The organism is Streptomyces zhaozhouensis (assembly GCF_900230195.1).
Lineage (GTDB): Bacteria > Actinomycetota > Actinomycetes > Streptomycetales > Streptomycetaceae > Streptomyces > Streptomyces zhaozhouensis.
The window spans coordinates 74,608-91,803 of sequence record NZ_OCNE01000021.1; the positions used below are offsets into that span (position 1 = coordinate 74,608).

14 protein-coding genes, 1 tRNA gene and 2 pseudogenes are annotated in these 17,196 nt (G+C 73.0%); 4 read left to right on the plus strand and 13 right to left on the minus strand.

Annotated elements, in window-relative coordinates; genetic code table 11:
* Window positions 1-143: 143 nt before the first annotated feature.
* Window positions 144-225: transfer RNA gene (locus CRP51_RS23910), tRNA-Leu, on the minus strand.
* Window positions 226-600: 375 nt separating this feature from the next.
* Here CRP51_RS23910 and CRP51_RS23915 point away from each other — a divergent pair.
* Complete coding sequence (locus CRP51_RS23915) at window positions 601-1,404, plus strand: ABC transporter ATP-binding protein (protein ID WP_170970651.1); 804 nt, start codon at window positions 601-603, stop codon at window positions 1,402-1,404.
* Window positions 1,405-1,417: 13 nt separating this feature from the next.
* On the opposite strand, the gene CRP51_RS23920 is transcribed toward CRP51_RS23915, so the two are convergent.
* Window positions 1,418-2,737, minus strand: a complete 1,320-nt coding sequence (locus CRP51_RS23920) for a class I SAM-dependent methyltransferase (protein WP_097233394.1) — start codon at window positions 2,735-2,737, stop codon at window positions 1,418-1,420.
* 192 nt (window positions 2,738-2,929) lie between these two features.
* Window positions 2,930-4,348 (minus strand): NAD(P)/FAD-dependent oxidoreductase, encoded by a 1,419-nt coding sequence (locus tag CRP51_RS23925; protein WP_097233395.1) that lies wholly within the window; start codon window positions 4,346-4,348, stop codon window positions 2,930-2,932.
* Window positions 4,349-4,738: 390 nt separating this feature from the next.
* Here CRP51_RS23925 and CRP51_RS29755 point away from each other — a divergent pair.
* Window positions 4,739-4,896: pseudogene (locus CRP51_RS29755) on the plus strand (type II toxin-antitoxin system RelE family toxin); the annotation flags it as partial.
* Between the two features lie 37 nt (window positions 4,897-4,933).
* On the opposite strand, the gene CRP51_RS23935 reads toward CRP51_RS29755, so the two are convergent.
* The 10 genes from CRP51_RS23935 to CRP51_RS23980 form a co-directional block, all read right to left on the minus strand.
* Complete coding sequence (locus tag CRP51_RS23935) at window positions 4,934-5,896, minus strand: Ppx/GppA phosphatase family protein (protein WP_097233430.1); 963 nt, start codon at window positions 5,894-5,896, stop codon at window positions 4,934-4,936.
* Window positions 5,897-5,898: 2 nt separating this feature from the next.
* The gene (locus CRP51_RS23940) at window positions 5,899-6,438 is read right to left on the minus strand and encodes a DUF501 domain-containing protein (RefSeq protein ID WP_245880769.1); all 540 of its coding nucleotides are present in this window, start codon (window positions 6,436-6,438) and stop codon (window positions 5,899-5,901) included.
* Between the two features lie 92 nt (window positions 6,439-6,530).
* Window positions 6,531-7,046, minus strand: a complete 516-nt coding sequence (locus CRP51_RS23945; protein ID WP_097233396.1) for an FtsB family cell division protein — start codon at window positions 7,044-7,046, stop codon at window positions 6,531-6,533.
* A 144-nt stretch (window positions 7,047-7,190) separates the two neighbouring features.
* On the minus strand, window positions 7,191-8,471 hold the full coding sequence (eno, locus tag CRP51_RS23950) for a phosphopyruvate hydratase (RefSeq protein WP_097233397.1): 1,281 nt from the start codon (window positions 8,469-8,471) through the stop codon (window positions 7,191-7,193).
* A 302-nt stretch (window positions 8,472-8,773) separates the two neighbouring features.
* Window positions 8,774-9,433: a LysM peptidoglycan-binding domain-containing protein gene (locus CRP51_RS23955; RefSeq protein ID WP_097233398.1), complete on the minus strand. Its 660-nt coding sequence runs from the start codon at window positions 9,431-9,433 to the stop codon at window positions 8,774-8,776.
* Window positions 9,434-9,931: 498 nt separating this feature from the next.
* On the minus strand, window positions 9,932-10,861 hold the full coding sequence (locus tag CRP51_RS30040) for a LysM peptidoglycan-binding domain-containing protein (protein ID WP_170970653.1): 930 nt from the start codon (window positions 10,859-10,861) through the stop codon (window positions 9,932-9,934).
* Between the two features lie 190 nt (window positions 10,862-11,051).
* The gene (locus CRP51_RS23965; protein WP_097233400.1) at window positions 11,052-12,329 is read right to left on the minus strand and encodes a cytochrome P450 family protein; all 1,278 of its coding nucleotides are present in this window, start codon (window positions 12,327-12,329) and stop codon (window positions 11,052-11,054) included.
* On the minus strand, window positions 12,322-13,704 hold the full coding sequence (locus tag CRP51_RS23970) for a sensor histidine kinase (protein WP_097233401.1): 1,383 nt from the start codon (window positions 13,702-13,704) through the stop codon (window positions 12,322-12,324). Before CRP51_RS23970 ends, CRP51_RS23965 begins: the two co-directional genes overlap by 8 nt.
* 78 nt (window positions 13,705-13,782) lie before the next feature.
* On the minus strand, window positions 13,783-14,160 hold the full coding sequence (gene crcB, locus CRP51_RS23975; protein ID WP_097233402.1) for a fluoride efflux transporter CrcB: 378 nt from the start codon (window positions 14,158-14,160) through the stop codon (window positions 13,783-13,785).
* Complete coding sequence (locus tag CRP51_RS23980; protein ID WP_097233403.1) at window positions 14,157-14,696, minus strand: fluoride efflux transporter FluC; 540 nt, start codon at window positions 14,694-14,696, stop codon at window positions 14,157-14,159. The genes crcB and CRP51_RS23980 overlap by 4 nt, the downstream gene beginning before the upstream one ends.
* A 225-nt stretch (window positions 14,697-14,921) precedes the next feature.
* Here CRP51_RS23980 and CRP51_RS23985 point away from each other — a divergent pair, with 225 nt between their 5' ends.
* Together CRP51_RS23985 and CRP51_RS23990 are read left to right on the plus strand one after the other, a co-directional pair.
* On the plus strand, window positions 14,922-15,497 hold the full coding sequence (locus tag CRP51_RS23985; RefSeq protein WP_097233404.1) for an IS607 family transposase: 576 nt from the start codon (window positions 14,922-14,924) through the stop codon (window positions 15,495-15,497).
* A pseudogene (locus CRP51_RS23990) lies at window positions 15,490-17,089 on the plus strand (IS200/IS605 family accessory protein TnpB-related protein). Before CRP51_RS23985 ends, CRP51_RS23990 begins: the two are co-directional and overlap by 8 nt.
* Window positions 17,090-17,196 lie beyond the last annotated feature (107 nt).

The following is a 17,196-nucleotide window of genomic DNA, read 5'->3' on the forward strand; positions in this document are numbered from 1 at the left end:
AGCCCCGGGGATCACTCCGGTCACTCTCACCGGCCCGCGCGGCCGAGGGGCCGGTCCTCCCGTTCGACGGGCTGAACGTCACCGGCGGTGAGTGGCGCCGCGTCGGGGGCGACGCCCCCGCTCGGCGGGGAGAAGGCTCTGGGTGCCCGGAGCCGGACTTGAACCGGCACGGCCCGAAGGCCAGCGAGTTTTAAGCTCACCGTGTCTGCATTCCACCATCCGGGCACAGATCCCAAGCCGTACCGGGCGCCGGGGCGCCGAGGGAGTCATTCGAGCTTAACGGCCGGATTCGGTCCGAACACCGGTGCCCCAGAGCGTTGTTGTCTGATTTTATGAGCTGCTGACGGCACGTCAGTATGCGGTGGGGCTGTTACAGGCGGCTTTGGCCGGAACCGCGCCCGGCAGCCGGCCGAGGAATGACGCAAATCAACCCTCCGCATCCTTCCGGGCACTCAGGGATCACCTCCTCCTCAGGTAGGACGACGCACCCGCCCGTCTCCGACCCGAGGACAACCAGGAGTTGGCAACCGGGGGGATCACAGACGGAGCGTTTCGGCCCAGGATGGGGGAGTCCTTCCCGCGTCCTGGCTGGAGTACGCCGTGTCCTACCAAGCGCCCGCCCAGCACACCGATTCGACCCACCCCCGCCCGCACGGCTTCGCGGCCAGCGCCGAGGGGCTGACCAAGGTCTACGGCAGCGACGAGACGAGGGTGGTGGCGCTCGACGGGGTCAGCGTCGCCTTCGAGCGAGGGCGGTTCACCGCGATCATGGGCCCCTCCGGCTCCGGCAAGTCCACGCTGATGCACTGCATGGCCGGCCTGGACAGCATCTCCGCCGGCTCCGCCAGGCTCGGCGACACGGAGCTGAACGGGCTGAGCGACAAGAAGCTCACCCAACTCCGCAGGGACCGTGTCGGCTTCGTCTTCCAGACGTTCAACCTGCTGCCCACCCTCAACGCCCTGGACAACATCACGCTGCCGATGGGCATCGCCGGGACCAAACCGGACCGCGCCTGGCTGGACCAGGTGATCGCGACCGTCGGGCTCGGCAAGCGGCTCAAGCACCGTCCGGCCCAGCTCTCCGGCGGCCAGCAGCAGCGGGTCGCGGTCGCCAGGGCGTTGGCCGGCCGGCCGGAGATCGTCTTCGGGGACGAGCCGACGGGGAACCTCGACTCGCGCGCCGGGGCCGAGATCCTCGGCTTCCTGCGGAACTCGGTCCGGGAGCTGGGCCAGACGGTGGTGATGGTCACCCACGACCCGGTGGCCGCCGGCTACGCGGACCGCGCGGTCTTCCTCGCCGACGGCCGGGTGGTGGACGACATGCCGGCGCCCACCGCCGAACGGGTCCTGGAGCACATGAAGCGGTACGACGCCAAGGGCCACTCGGGGCCGACGGGCGTCTGAGGCGCCGGGCCTACTACGAGGTCAGCTCCACCCAGGCGCGCGGCCGCAGCGGCAGCTCCGCACGGCCGTCGTCCGGGGTGCGGACGGCGAGGAGCTGGTTGACCCCGATCCGGCCGCGTTCGAACTGCAGCGCGGAGGCGGCCATGTAGAGGCGCCAGATCCGCGCCCTGGCGGGGCCGACCAGCCGCACCGCGCGCTCCCACTCCTGCTCCAGGCGGCGCACCCAGTGGCGCAGCGTCAGCGCGTAGTGCTCGCGCAGCGACTCCATGTCCCGCACCTCGAGGCCGGCCCGCTCCAGCAGCCCCACCGTCCGCCCCACGGGCGCGAGTTCGCCGTCGGGGAAGACATAGGCGTCGATGAACGGATCGACCCGGTACCGCGACTCGTCGGCCATCGGCCGGCGGGCGATCTGGTGGTTGAGCAGCCGGCCGCCGGGGCGCAGCAGCCGGAAGAGGCGGTCGGCGTACTCCTGGTACCTGGCGTCGCCGACGTGCTCGGCCATGCCGACGGAGGCGACCGCGTCGAAGGGGCCGTCGGTCACCCGCCGGTAGTCCTGCACCCGGATCTCGACCCGGTCGGTCAGGTCCTCCTTCGCGACCCGTTCCCTGGCGTACTCGGCCTGCTCGGTGGAGAGCGTCACGCCCACCGCGCGCACCCCGTACCGCTGGGCCGCGTGCAGCACCAGGGAGCCCCAGCCGCAGCCCACGTCGAGCAGCCGCTGCCCCTCGCGCAGGCCCAGCTTGCGGCAGATCAGGTCGAGCTTGGCGGTCTGGGCGTCCTGGAGGTCGTCGGTCTCCGGGCCCCAGACGGCGCACGAGTAGACCATGGAGGGGCCGAGCACCAGTTCGTAGAACTCGTTGCCGACGTCGTAGTGGTGGCTGATGGCGCTGCGGTCCCGCCGCTGGGAGTGCGCGGGGCCCGTGCGCCGGCGGCGGTTCTCCTCGCCGGGCGGGCGGACCGGGAGCGGCAGGGGGCCGGAGAGCGCGAGCAGTTCGGGGACGGCGGCGGCCATCCGGGAGCGGGTCACGGGCGCGGCGTCGGGCCGGTCCCAGACCAGGCCGGCGAGCGCGGTCAGGGCCTGGTACAGGTCGCCCTCGACATCGAGGTCGCCGGCCACCCAGGCGCGGGCCAGGCCCAGTTCGCCCGGGCGGAAGAGCGTCCGGCGCAGCGCCCTGCGGTGGCGGACGACGAGAACGGGGCCGCCGGTGGGGCCGGCCTCGCTGCCGTCCCAGGCCCGCAGGCGGAGCGGGAGCGGCGAGCCGAGTAGTTGTTCGATCAGAGTCGAGAGGCGGGAAGCGACAGTCACGGGACAAACCTCCGCGTTTATGGACATGCGCCCGGGCTCACCCTGGCGTCCAGTGACTGGGGAACGCCGCCGATCCGCCGCCGATTCCGACGTTTTCCCCCGGTACCGCGCACGAATTGGTCCGCCCGGCCCACGGTGGCGGCACGCCACGACGCCGAAGGGCGGGCGACCACTCGGGTCGCCCGCCCTTCGGCGTGCCTCGGTGTGTTCTCGGCGGCGTCAGCCGGCGCTCGCGCCGGAGCGCTCCCTGGCCTTGTCGCCCTCGGCCGGGGCGGCCGGCGGCGGGGTGAGCCTGGCGGCGGCGGGCGGCGCGGCGGCCTCGTGGAACTCCTCGCGCGGGTGCTCCATCGCGCCCAGCGAGACGACCTCCCGCTTGAGGAAGAGGCCGAGGGTCCAGTCGGCGAAGACCCGGATCTTGCGGTTCCACGTCGGGACCGCCATGCCGTGGTAGCCGCGGTGCAGGTACCAGCCGAGCCGGCCGCGGAAGCGGAAGGAGAGCCTGCCGAGCTTGATCATGGCGACGCCCTTGCGCAGGCCGAGGCCGGCGACGGCGCCCATGCTGGCGTGCTTGTACTCCTTCTGCGGGAAGCCGCGCATCCCGGAGATCACGTTGTCGCCGAGCACCTTGGCCTGGCGCAGCGCGTGCTGGGCGTTCGGCGGGCACCAGGCGTTCTCCTCGCCGGCCTCGCGCATCGCGAGGTCGGGGACCTGGGCGTTGTCGCCGGCCGACCAGACGTGGCCGGTGCCCTTGACCTGGAGGGTGGGCTCGGTGTCCACGTGGCCCCTGGGGCCGAGCGGCAGGCCGAACTCGGCCAGCGCCGGGTTGGGCTTGACGCCCGCCGTCCAGACCAGGGTGCTGGAGTCCAGCTCGACGCCGTTGCTCAGCACGACGTGGCCGTCGACGCAGGACTTCAGCGAGGTGCCGAGGTGGACCTCGATGCCGCGCTGCTTGAGGTGCTCCAGGCCCCACTCGCCGAGCTTGGGGCCGACCTCGGGCAGGATGCGGTCGGCGACGTCGACCAGCACGAAGCGCAGGTCGGACGGCTTGATGCTGGTGTAGTAGCGGGTGGCGTCCCTGGCCATGTCCTCGACCTCGCCGATGGTCTCGGCCCCGGCGAAGCCGCCGCCCACGAAGACGAAGGTGAGCGCCTTGCGGCGGATCTCCTCGTCGGTGGTGGAGTCGGCCTTGTCCATCTGCTCCAGGACGTGGTTGCGCAGGCCGATGGCCTCCTCGACGCCCTTCATGCCGATGCCCTGCTCGGCGAGGCCGGGGATCGGGAAGGTGCGGGAGACGGCGCCGAGCGCCACCACCAGGTAGTCGAAGGGAAGCTCGTAGGGGGAACCGACGTGCGGCGCCACGGTGGCGACCTGCCGGTCCTGGTCGACGGTGGTGACGCGGCCGGTGAGGACCTCCGCCTTGGGCAGCACGCGACGCAGGGGCACCACGACGTGCCGCGGGGAGATGCTGCCGGCAGCGGCTTCGGGAAGGAAGGGCTGGTAGGTCATGTAGGAGCGAGGGTCTACGACGGTGACGGTGGCCTCGCCATACCGCAGCTTCTTCAGAATGCGGCGGGCCGCGTACAGACCGACGTAACCCCCACCTACGACGAGAATGCGCGGACGCTCCGTGGTGCTCATGCCATCGAGTATCCACCCGCCCTCGCGGCGACCTCGTGAGGGGCTTCACAAGCTTCCCCCGACCCTCTGCTACACTTCGCGCCCCGCCGAGGCGGGACCCACCCCCGGGAAGATCGGGACGGAGCATCGGAATCCGGCACTCCACCACCTCACAAGCGAACGATCCAGGTCGAAGCGGCACCGCCGCCCTCCAGGGCGCCGCGCCTCCGACCCGCCCGGCCGGCCACGCCTCGCGTGACCGGGGCCGCCGAGGCGGCCGCCACCCCGCCGCACCCCCCGTTCGGGGCGCTTTCGAGGCGCCCGTGCGGCTCGCTCATGTGAATAACTTCACGATCTTTTTCGCGGAGGCCCCCGGAACGCCCCCCCGGCCGCCGACCGGGGGAAAGCCCCGCGCTGACCGCACTCGGTGACGACCCCTACCGCCAGGACGCCGACGCCAGGAAGCTCACCGGCTCCGAGTCGGCACCTACCGGGTCGCCTGTCAGGTCGACGACGGGAAACTCGTCGTCAAGGTGGGCGACCGGCGGGACGTCTACCGCAACCAGTGACGCCCCGCCCGACACCGAGGCCGCCGGGCACCGCCCCTCAACGCACCTCGCGCGCCGTGTGGAAGGCGATGCCGTCCAGGATGTCGTGCTCCGAGACCGTCACCCGGGAGACGTCCGCCCGTTCCATCGCGCGCAGCAGCACCAGCGCGCCCGCGCCGATGACGTCCACCCGGCCGGGGTGCATCGAGGGCACGGCGGCCCGTTCCGCGTGGGTGGCGGTCAGCAGCCACTCGACGATCTCGCGGACCCGGTCCCGCTCCAGCACCGTGTGGTGGATGGCGGAGGGGTCGTAGGAGGGGAGTCCGAGGGCCATGGCCGCCACCGTGGTGACCGAGCCGGCCAGTCCGACCAGCGTCCCGGCACGTGCCAACGGCACGCGCTCGGCGGCCAGTTCGAGGGCCGCGTCGATGTCGGCGGTCAGCGCGGCCAGCGCCTCGGCGCCGGGCGGGTCGGCCACCGCGCCGTCCGCCGTGGTCAGATGGCGCTCGGTCAGCCGCACACAGCCGATGTCCACGCTGCGGGCCGCCGTGACCCCCTCGTCGCCGAGGACGAACTCGGTGGAGCCGCCGCCGATGTCCATCACCAGGAACGGCCGCGCCACCTCGGGCCGGCCGGCCAGCTCGGTGGTCGCGCCGGTGAAGGAGAGCGCCGCCTCCTCCTCCCCGGTGATCACCTCGGGCTCGACGCCCAGGATCGCGCGGACGCCGTCGACGAAGTCCGCGCGGTTCTCCGCGTCCCTGGACGCCGAGGTGGCGACGAACCGCAGCCGGTCCGGGGTCACCCCGTGGGCGGCGATCACCTCCGCGTAGTCGCGGCAGGCCGCCAGGGTGCGCTCCAGCGCCTCCGGCGCCAACCGGCCGGTGCGGTCCACGCCCTGGCCGAGCCGCACGATCTCCATCCGGCGCTCGCGGTCGACCAGTTGGCCCGTCGCGGGATCTGCGTCGGCGACCAGCAGTCGGATCGAGTTGGTGCCGCAGTCGATCGCGGCGACGGTGGTCAGGCTCACGCGTTCTCTCCTCGCACGGGCTCGGCGGCGCCGGCCGCGTGGTCCTCGGTGGTCCCGGTGGCGCAGCGGCCCGCGCGCCACCACTCGGGCAGCATCGCCAGCGCCTCGTCGCCCAGCGGGTTGACGCCGGGGCCCGCCACCAGGGAGTGCGCGACGAGCACGTGCAGACACTTGACCCGCTCGGGCATCCCGCCGGCGCTCGGGAAGCCCACCAGCACCTCGATCGCGTCCCGCCGCGCGAGATAGTCCTCGTGGGCGGCCCGGTAGGCGGCGGCCAGCTCGGGGTCGGTCGCCAGCCGTTCCGTCATCTCCCGCATCACGCCGTTGGCCTCCAGGGTGCCGATGGCGGAGGCGGCGCGCGGGCAGGTCAGGTAGTAGGTGGTGGGGAACGGGGTGCCGTCGGGCAGCCGGGGCGCCGTCTCCACCACGTCCGGATTGCCGCAGGCGCAGCGGTGCGCGATGGCGCGCAGCCCGCGGGGCGGGCGCCCCAGCTGCTCCTGGATCACCGAGACGTCGGTCGGGGTCGGGGTTTCCACGGATGAACTCTTCTCACAGGGCGACGTGTCTCACGGACGACCACGAGTGTCACAGAGAAGGGGCCCCGCGCACGACTCGGCGGTGCGGCGGCTCACTGCGGCCGGTCGGCCCGGTCGACGCCGTCCCAGAGGTTCTGGTGCCAGGGCTGCGGCGCCAACATGCCCCGGTTGCGCAGCCGTTCGTCCGTCCCGGCCTCGCTGCCCGGGGCGCCGTCGGGGAGCACATAGCCGATCTCACCCGGGCGCACATAGCGCAGCCGCTCCCTGGCCTGCCGCTCCACGTAGGCGTCGTCCTGCCAGCGGGCCTTGGCGTCCCGCAGCTCCTCGACGCGGTCGGCCGCCTCCCGCGACTGCCGCCGCTGCTCGGCGATCTCCGAGCGCTGCTGGACGTACTGCCGCAGCGGGTAGGCGAGGGCGACCACCAACGAGCAGATCACCAGCGCCAGCAGCGCCGCCCGTCCGGTGAGCCGGCCGCGCCGCTGGGGGCCGCCGGGCCTGCGGGGGCCCGCGAGCCTGCGGTTCTGCGCCCGGTAGACCCGGGCCGCCGCCTGCTCGCCGATCGCCCGCAGCCGGGTGGCGGTGGAGAACCGGTCACGCTGCGCGGCCACATCGCCTCCCTGGCACCGTCTGGTGGTCTGCCCACGACTCGTCCCCGCCACCGTACGGGACGGACGGCGGGGACACGGTCAGGTTGCCGGCGACGGCCTGGGGAAGTCCACCCGGGCACGCCGGGCGGACTTCCCGAGGGGGCCTCAGCCCTTGAAGCGCGGGAAGGCGCTGCGGCCGGCGTAGACGGCGGCGTCGTCGAGGATCTCCTCGATACGCAGCAGCTGGTTGTACTTGGCGACCCGCTCGGAACGGGCGGGGGCGCCGGTCTTGATCTGGCCGCAGTTGGTGGCGACGGCCAGGTCGGCGATGGTGACGTCCTCGGTCTCGCCGGAGCGGTGGGACATCATGCACTTGAAGCCGTTGCGCTGGGCCAGCTCCATGGCGTCCAGGGTCTCGGTGAGCGAGCCGATCTGGTTGACCTTCACCAGCAGCGCGTTGGCCGACCTGTTGTCGATGCCGCGCTGGAGCCGCTCGGGGTTGGTGACGAACAGGTCGTCGCCGACGATCTGCACCTTGTCGCCGAGCCGCGCGGTGAGCAGGCCCCAGCCCTCCCAGTCCTCCTCGGCCAGCGGGTCCTCCAGGGAGACCAGCGGGTAGGCGCCGACCAGCTCCTCGTAGTAGTCGGTCAGCTGCTCGGCGGTGAGGGACTTGCCCTCCAGCGTGTAGGTGCCGTCCGAGTACAGCTCGGTGGCGGCGACGTCCAACGCCAGCGCGATGTCCTGGCCCGGGGTGTAGCCGGCCTTCTGGATCGCCTCGACGATCAGGTCCAGCGCCTCGCGGTTGGAGGAGAGGTTCGGCGCGAAGCCGCCCTCGTCGCCCAGGCCGGTGCCCAGGCCGCGCTCCTTCAGGACCTTCTTGAGGGTGTGGTAGGTCTCGGCTCCCCAACGGACGGCCTCGGAGAAGGACTCGGCGCCGATCGGCGCGATCATGAACTCCTGGACGTCCACGTTGGAGTCCGCGTGCGCGCCGCCGTTGAGGATGTTCATCATCGGCACCGGCAGCAGGTGCGCGTTCGGGCCGCCGAGGTAGCGGAAGAGCAGCAGGTCACGGGATTCGGAGGCGGCGTGTGCCACGGCCAGCGAGACGCCCAGGATCGCGTTGGCGCCGAGCGAGGACTTGTCCGGGGTGGCGTCCAGGTCGAACATCGCCTGGTCGATCAGCCGCTGCTCGGTGGCGTCGTAGCCGACCAGCTCGGGGCCGATCTGCTCGATGACGGCCAGCACCGCCTTCTCGACACCCTTGCCGAGGTAGCGGTTGGTGTCGCCGTCACGCAGCTCCAGCGCCTCGAAGGCGCCGGTGGAGGCGCCGGAGGGGACGGCGGCGCGGCCGGTGGAGCCGTCGTCGAGGCCCACCTCGACCTCGACCGTGGGGTTGCCTCGCGAGTCCAGGATCTCGCGGGCTACGACGACGTCGATGGACGGCACGAGGTTCTCCTTTGGTCAGAGTGTGTGGTCGACCTGCGCGTGTCCGGTGGCGGCACGCGCGCGTCTACGACCCCCTGAGCCTAACCGTCCCGGCGCCCGCCACCGCCATGCGGCGCCTGTCACGCATCGGGGGAAACGATGAAATTGCTGGTCAACGCGGGCCGACCGGGGGGAAAGCTTTTTGTTTAACCACTGAAGAAAACCGTGTGCCCGGCCGGTGAACACCGGCCGGGCACACGCGCGTTCCCCGGGTCGCTCGGGGTTTCCCCGGGGTCCGCGCAGAACCGATCAGACGGCCGTCGTCAGACGGTCAGCTCCTGTCCGGGAAGGATCAGGTTCGGGTCTTCGCCGACCACGTCGACGTTGTCGGCCCACAGCTGACGCCAGCTGACGCCGTGCTCGTCCGCTATCCGCGAGAGCGTGTCGCCCTTGACGACGGTGTAGCTCTCGCCGTCCTCGGCCGGGGCCGAGCGCGGCTGGGACTCCACGGGCTCCGGCTCCGGCTCGGGGGCCGGCTCGGGCTCGGGGGTGGCCTCGGGCGCCGACTCCTCGCCGGAGCCGGTGTCCACCTCGGGCGCGGGGCCACCGGAGCTCAGCCCGGCCTGGGCGCCGCAGACCGGCCAGGCGCCGGGGCCCTGGATGGCCAACAGCTCCTCGGCGGCGGCGATCTGCTGCTCCTTGGTGGCCTGGTCGGCGCTGGCGGCGTACTGGGTGCCGCCGGCCGCCTCCCAGCTGGACTGCGAGAACTGGAGGCCACCGTAGTAGCCGTTGCCGGTGTTGATGGACCAGTCGCCGCCGGACTCGCACTGGGCGACGGCGTCCCAGGTGTCGACGGAGGCGGCCGAGGCGCCGGAGGCGCCCATCAGCGGGATGGCCACGGCCGCCCCGGTGACGCCGGCCGCGGCGGCTATGCGGGTGGGCTTGCCGGGACGGCGGTGACGCCCCTTGCCGGAGAACAGCATGACGTTCCTTCTCACCGGACGCCTGCGAGGTCAGCTGTCGGGTTCGGGACTGGTGAGTTGCCCGGCCGGCGGAGGCGGTGGGACCGCCACGCCGACTTCACCCCGAGCCGTTCCGACACCCTCTGCGGTGCCGGCCCGGCGGACACGGTCGATGCGCGCGGCCATGGGCGGCCGCGACCGTGCTGGGTCCCCCGCTCCTGCCTGCGGTGGTGCGCGATGGTGTCCCCGGGCCGGCGGCAGGATTCGGCGTAACGGCCCGGACGCCCGGCGGAAGACCGAGCGAGGGGACACTAAACACACGCGACCTAACGATTCAAGAACGATCAAGATCGCCGCATCGCCCCAACTTGACCGTTTTTGGCCACCAGATGAAGTCTTCTCGCAGGTCAGGGACCAAAACGGGCAGCCGGGAGAAGCGGGGCACTCCACCCCGGATCGAGAGGATCGTCACACAGACGGCGGCGCGCGCGCCGCCAAGAAGCGTCCGGCGCGCGCCCCTTAACGGCCGCTGGCCGTCAAGTCGAGGCGCTGCCCCGGGAGAATAAGGTCGGGATCGCCCCCGATGACCGTTTCGTTCGCCCGGTAGAGCGCCGGCCATCCGCCCGAGATGTCGTGCTCCAGGGCGATATGGGAGAGCGTGTCGCCCCGCACCACCTGATAGCCGTCGATCGCCTCCCCGGCGCCGTCGGCCGGCTCCTCGGCGCGGTCGCCGGCCCGGTCGCCGCGGCCCTCGCCGCCGTCCTGCCGCCGGTCGCCCCCGGCTCCCGCGCCGGACTCCCCGTCCGCGGCGCCTTCGGAGCGCTCCTCGCGCTCGTCCTCGCCGTTCTCGGCCCCGGCGTCCTCGTCCTGGGCACGTCCGTCCGCGCCGGACTCCGCCGGGTCCGGGTCGCCGCGGTGGCGCCCGCCGCCGGACGTCGACTCCTCGCGCTCGTCCGGCAGATCGCCGGCGCGCTCCTCGTCCGGCTGGTCCCCGGCCTCCGGGGTCTCGTCCGCCGGGTCGGGCTCGGGTGTCCCGTCGCCGGGGGGCTCCTCCTCGGTCTCGCCGGAGGAGTCCTCGGGCGAGGCGCCTATCTCCTCCTCGGCCTGGGCCTCCTCGGCCTCCTCCGCGCGGTCCCCCTCGTCGCGCTGCTCCTGCCGGTACTCCTTCCAGACCCCGGTGGTCACCCCGCAGCCCGGCAGGGCGCCGTGGCCCAGCTCGGCCATCATCCGCTCGACCACGGCTATCTGCTGCATCCGGCTGGCCAGATCGGGCCGGATCGCGAACTCGAGACCGCCGAACCGCTCCCAGCGCTCCAGCGTCAACTGGAAGCCGCCGAACTGCCCGTTGCCGTCGTTGGCGCTCCACCGCCCGCCCGACTCGCACTCCGCCGCGCGGTCCCACGCGTCGTCGCTGACCGCGGAGGCCGAGCCGGCGCTCAGCAGCGGCATGGCGATGCCCGCGCTCGTGACGCCCGCTGCGACGATGAAGGCAGGAGCCTGCCGTGGGCGACGATGACGACCTGACCCGGAGCGCATCTGCGGACCCTCCCAAACGAACACTGTTGCGGTTGAGGGGGAACCTAGCCGTCCGCACCACACGATCACAAGCCGATCCCGCGCAGATCACGTGCGGATCACACTACTGACGTTCCGTCACAGGCTCCGGGGTGAACTCCACGGGCAGCGAGCGCAGTCCACGCATGATCAGCCCACCGCGCCAGCGCGGCTCCGGTGCGTCACCGGGGCGGCGCAGATCCGGGAGGCGCCGCAGCAGCACGGCCAGCGCCGTCCGCGCCTCGGACCTCGCCAGGGGCGCGCCCAGACAGTAGTGGATGCCGTGGCCGTAACCGAGGTGAGGGTTGTCACTCCGGGTCAGGTCCAACGTGTCCGGACCGTCGAAGCGCTCCGGGTCCCGGTCGGCGGCGGCCAGCACCACCAGCACCGGCTCCCCCGCGCCCACCGAACGCCCGCCCAGGGTCAGCGGTTCGGTGGCGAACCGCCATGTCGCCAGCTCGACGGGCCCGTCGTAGCGCAGCAGTTCCTCCACGGCGGTGGCCAGCAGCCGGTCGTCGCCGGCCGCCAGCCCCTCCTGGAGCAGGGCGAGTTGGGCGGGGTGGCCGAGCAGGGTGTGGACGCCGTTCCCGATGAGGTTGACGGTGGTCTCGAAACCGGCGAAGAGCAGGATGAACGCCATCGCCGCCGCCTCGTCCTCGGTCAGCTGCTCACCGTGGTCGGAGGCCCTGATCAGCCCGGATATCAGGTCGTCGCCCGGCTCAAGGCGCTTGCGGTGGATCAACTCGGCGAGATAGGCGCGCATGCGCTTCACCGCGCGCCCCACGCCGCCGCGCTTGCCGCTGGTGTGCAGCATCATCCCGGCCCAGGAGCGGAAGTCCTCCTGGTCCTCGGCCGGCACGCCCAGCAGGTCGCAGATCGCGTAGATCGGCAGCGGGAAGGCGAACTCGTCGATCAGGTCGGCGGAGCCGCGCCCCGCGAAGCCGTCGACCAGCCGCTCGGTCAGCTCCCGCACCCGGGGCTCGAACGCGGCCACCCGGCGCGGGGTGAACGCCTGGGAGACCAGCCGACGCAGCCGGGTGTGGTCCGGCGGATCGATGTTGAGCAGATGGGTCATCAGCCCGGCGCCGCGCTCGCCCGGGATGCCGACCCGCCCGGAGGCGTGCCGGTCGGCGCTGTGCCGGGACGGGTTCTTGCTCAGCCGAGGGTCGGCCAACGCGGCGCGCGCGTCCCGGTACCGGGTCACCAGCCACGCCTCCACGCCGCTGGGCAGCGTCGCCCGGTGCACCGGCGCGTGCGCGCGCAGCCAGGCGTAGGTGGGGTACGGGTCGGCCACGAAGCCGGGGCCGAAGAGTCCCGGCACGCCGGCGGCCGGCGGCGGGGGCCCGTCGACGGTCTCAGCCACCCGGGCGTCCCTCCGACCGGTCGGGGATCACGGCGGAGACACGGAAGCCGCCCTCGTCCGTCGGGCCGGAGACGAAGCCGCCGCCGAGCGCCGTCACCCGCTCCCGCATCCCGACCAGGCCGTTGCCCCCGCTGGGCAGGATCGCCTCCTCGCGGCGACGGGCGGCGCCGTCGGGCGCCGCGTTGCGCACCTGGACGGCGATCTCCCCCTCGCGGTGCGCCAGCCGCACCCAGGCGGCGGCGCCAGCGGCGTGCTTGTGCACGTTGGTCAGGGCCTCCTGGACGACCCGGTAGGCGGTGGACTCCACCTGCTCGGGGTAGCCGCGCTGCTCGCCCTCGACGGCCAGCTCCACGCGCATCCCCGCCGCCCTGGACTCCTCGACCAGCGCCCGCAGCCCGGTCAGCCGCGGCCCGTCGCCGTTGGGGCCGGGGGCGGCCGGCGCCTCGCCGTCCGGGGCCGGCTCGCCTTCGGCGGACGGTTCGCGGCCCTGGCCGGAGGCGATCTCGGCCAGCCGGGAGGAGGCGCGGGAGGATTCCGTCGGGCGGTCGGGCGCCACCGGCGCCGAGCGCAGCACGCCCAGCATGGTCCGCAGCTCGGTCAGCGCCTGGCGGCCCATGTCGCCGATGAGCGAGGCGTTCCGCGCGGCCTTCTCCGGGTCCTTGGGCGCCACCGCCTGCACGGCCGCCGCGTGCACCACCATCAGGCTCACCCGGTGGGCCACGACGTCGTGCATCTCCCTGGCGATCCGCCGGCGCTCCTCGTCCCGCGCCCACTCGGCGCGTTCCTCCGCCCGCTCGGCCAGCAGCCCCAGCTCGCGCTCCAGGCCGAGCGCCCGGTCCCGCAGCGTCTCCACCAGCCGCCGCCTGGCCCGGACATACATCCCCAGGAGCACCGGGGGCACCACGGAGGCGACGCCGAAGAGCAGCGCGACCAGCGGCCGGAACCAGGCGGGGAAGTCCTGCTCCCTGATGCCGGGATCGGTGTCCAGCATCAGATAGGTGACGATGATCGTGCCCAGGCCCTCCATCGAGGCCAGCGCGGCGATCACCCGACGCGGCGCGTCCGTGGTGGCCAGCGTGTAGAGGCCGAGCAGCGCCAGCATCACGCCCATGTTGGCCGGCAGCACGGCGATCGAGATCAGGATGACCGCCAGCGGCCAGCGCCGCCGCACCAGCAGGGACAGCCCCGCCAGCACCCCCGGCACCACCACCAGCGCGACCGGCAGCCCGGTCTGCTCGGCGAATCCCACCCCCTGCGACCCGCACTCCACCGCCGACAGCAGTGCGAGTCCCGCGTCCAGCGCCACGCTGCGCCGCCGCGTCCACCACAGCAGACGGAAGTCCTCCCCCGCCGTGGGTGCCCCCTTCGCATCCATAACGACCAGACTACGGGCGCGCGCGGCCCCGTTCCCCTTCGGGCGCTGCCCTGTCGGCGCCGGCGGACGGCCCCCCGGTCACCCCCACCACGCCAGCCCCAGCGCGTGGCCCGCCCAGGCGGCGGCGACCCCGCCGCCGACCGACGCCAGCACGTTGCCCGCCGCCGCCGGCCAGCGGCCGGTCTCCGCCAGCCGCAGCGTCTCGTAGGAGAGCGTCGACCAGGTGGTCAGCGCCCCGCAGAAGCCGGTGCCCAGCAGCAGCCCGAGCCGTTCCCCGGCCGCGCCGGCCCACAGCGCGCCGGTGAGCGCGCCCAGGACCAGCGAGCCGAGCAGGTTGACGAGCAACGTGCCCCAGGGGAACGCCCCGTCGTGCCACAGCCGCAGCCCTCGGTCCACGGCGTAGCGCAGCGCTGCGCCCCCCGCGCCCCCGGCGGCGACCAGCGCCCAGCCGCTCACGGGCGCCGCCCCTCGCCGGCGCGCGCCCCCCGGCGTGCGAGCAGCGGGCGCAGCACCCGGCGCGTGCCCCAGGCTCCCAGGGTGACCGCGAGCAGGGCGAGCACCAGGGTCGCGCCCAGCAGCGCGCAGCCATCCGCCACGCGCCCCTCGCGCCAGAGCGTCTCCACGTCCACGGCGTGGGTGGAGAGCGTCGTGAACCCGCCGAGCACCCCCGTGCCGAGGAACGGCCGCAGCAGCGGGCGGCCCGGGACGGCCTCGGTCAGCGCGACCAGCAGCACACCGATCAGCAGGCAGCCCAGCACGTTGACGCCGACCGTCGTCCACGGCAGTCCCCCGGGGCCGGTCGGCCAGCGCAGCGCGGCGCCGTACCGGGCGAGCGCCCCCAGCGCGCCGCCGGCGGCGACGGCCGCCAGCGCCGCCGCCTCGGCGCGCGGGCGGGCGCGCGGGCGGACGGGTTCGCGTTCGGGTGCCGGAGACAGGTCCGGGTCGATCGGCTCGGGCTCGGCGTGCCGATGGCCGCGCTCGTCGGCCGTCATCGCTCACTCCCCACACGTCGACCGACGCCCGGGCGCCGGGCGTCGTGATCACGGGCAGGGACCGTTGGCGGCGGCGCCGCGGTTGGCTGGGGAGGGCCCCACCTCCCCGGGCCGACCGCGCCCCGCGGGTCGGCTCCGCCGCCAGGATAGGGGGTCTTCAACTGCTGGTCTTCGAAGTCGGGTAAGTGAGCGTAACCATGTGTGAGTGAGTGTCGTTGTCAGAGCGTGAATCTCACGGAATGGGCGAGGACGCAGGGTGTGCATCCGCAGACCGCGTATCGCTGGTTCCGCGAGGGGACTCTGCCGGTACCGGCTCAGCGGGTCGGCCCGCGCACGATCCTTGTGAACGTGGGGGTCAACTCCGTGCCCGAGGCGATCGGCGGGCTGGGCCTGTATGCCCGTGTCTCCTCCCACGACCAGAAGACCGACCTGGAGCGGCAGGTTGCCCGGCTGTCCCAGTGGGCGGCGCGGGCCGGCCACCGGGTGGTGCGCGTGGAGGCGGAGATCGCATCCGGTATGAACGGTGCCCGCCCCAAAGCCAAGCGGCTGCTGGCCGATCCGGACGTGACCACGGTGGTGGTCGAGCACAAGGACCGGCTGGGCCGGATGAACACCGAACTTGTCGAGGCCACCCTGTCCGCACATGGGCGTCGCCTCGTGGTTCTTGATGACGGCGAGGTCGAAGTCGACCTGGTGCACGACATGGTGGAGGTGCTGACCTTGTTCTGTGCTCGCCTGTACGGTCGCCGGTCGGCGAAGAACCGGGCCCGCAAGGCTGTGGAGGCCGCTGAGCATGGCTGACTCCACACTGCGCACGATCGAGGCGCCGTTCGTCGCGCCAGGCCCGTCCGGAGTGGCGATCCGCACCAGCATCAAGGGCATGTCCCGGCGGGACCGTGAGGTGCTGCCCCTGGTGGGCGCACACCTGGGTTCGCTGGCTTGCGCCGACCTCAAGGCACGTTGTCGGGCGGGTACCGATCACGACAGCGACCAGTGGGCGGAGCGTAAGCGGGCCCTGACCGAGGAGTCGTCCTCCCGCTGGGCCGGGAGCATCACGAAGGCCACCCACGACCAGTGGGGCCTGTCGCGCCGTGCCCAACTCGCCCACATCCACAGTCTTGAGGCCGGGGTGCGCACGATCGCGCACCGCCTGTCCCAGCCGGTCGGGGAGAAGGGCACGAAGCGGGCGCCGGGCGGTTACCGGACGAAGCAGGAGTGGTTCCGAAAAACCCGGCGCCTGCATGTGCTGGACGACCGGTTGGGGCGCGAGCGGTCCGACCGTGAGGCCGGTGTCGTGCACGTGGTGCGGGGCGGGAAGCGACTGGCTCGGGGCAGGCACAATCTGGAAGCTGCCCAGCTCACCGAGTACGAGTGGCGGCAACGCTGGGATGCCGAACGCTGGTTCCTCCGGGCGGACGGGGAGTCGGGGAAGCGTTTGGGGAACGAGACCATCCGCGTCAGCTCCGACGGCGAGGTCAGCATCAAGCTCCCGGCTCCGCTGGCGCACCTGGCCAACGCCCCGCGCGGCCGGTACGTGCTCGACGGCCGGATCGACTTCCGGCACCGCGGCGAGGAGTGGGCCGACCGCGTATCGGCGAACCGTGCTGTCGCCTATCGCATCCACCTGGACGTGGACCGGGGCCGCTGGTACCTCACCGCGTCGTGGACGATCCCCCCGGTCCAGACCGTTTCCCTGGCCGTAGCCAGGGCGAACGGGCTCATCGGTGTGGACACCAACGCCGACCACTTCGCAGCGTGGCGTCTGGATGAGCACGGCAACCCGATGGGTGAGCCCCGCCGATTCCTCTACGACCTCGACGGGCCGGCCACCCACCGGGACGCCCAGGTGCGGCACGCCCTCACCCGCCTCCTTCACTGGACACGGCGCGAAGGCGTCTCCATCGCGATCGAGGATCTGGACTTCGGCGCGGAGAAGACGCGGGAGAAGCACGGCCGCAGGAAGCGGTTCCGCAAGCTGATCTCCGGCATGCCCGTCGCCAGACTGCGGGCACGGCTCGTGTCCATGGCCGCCGAACTCGGCATCGCCATCGTCGTCGTCGACCCCGCCTATACCTCCCGCTGGGGTGCCGAGCACTGGCAGAAGCCTCTCAGCAGCAAGAACCGCAAGACCACCCGCCACGACGCCGCTGGCGTCGCGATCGGGCGACGCGCTCTCGGACACCGCGTCCGGCGACGGACGGCACCGCCCCCACACGACCAGAGCGATCGTGTGGGGCATCGGACCGCCCAGGCCGGACACGGCACCCGCGGGCGTGAGGAAACCCACCCCGCATCCCGGACCACGGACACGATCCGTGCCGCCGGACGCGGCGCGAACGCGGGCGACCAGCGCATCCACAACCGTTCGGGATACGCCAGTCGACCAGGTCTAGGTCCAAGACTTACTCCTGCTCACTGATCAGGAACGGTATGACGTCGCGACGCCGGGCGCGGGCTGGCATAGTGTGGGGGTCGATCGGACGGCCCGGTCATCGGGCGC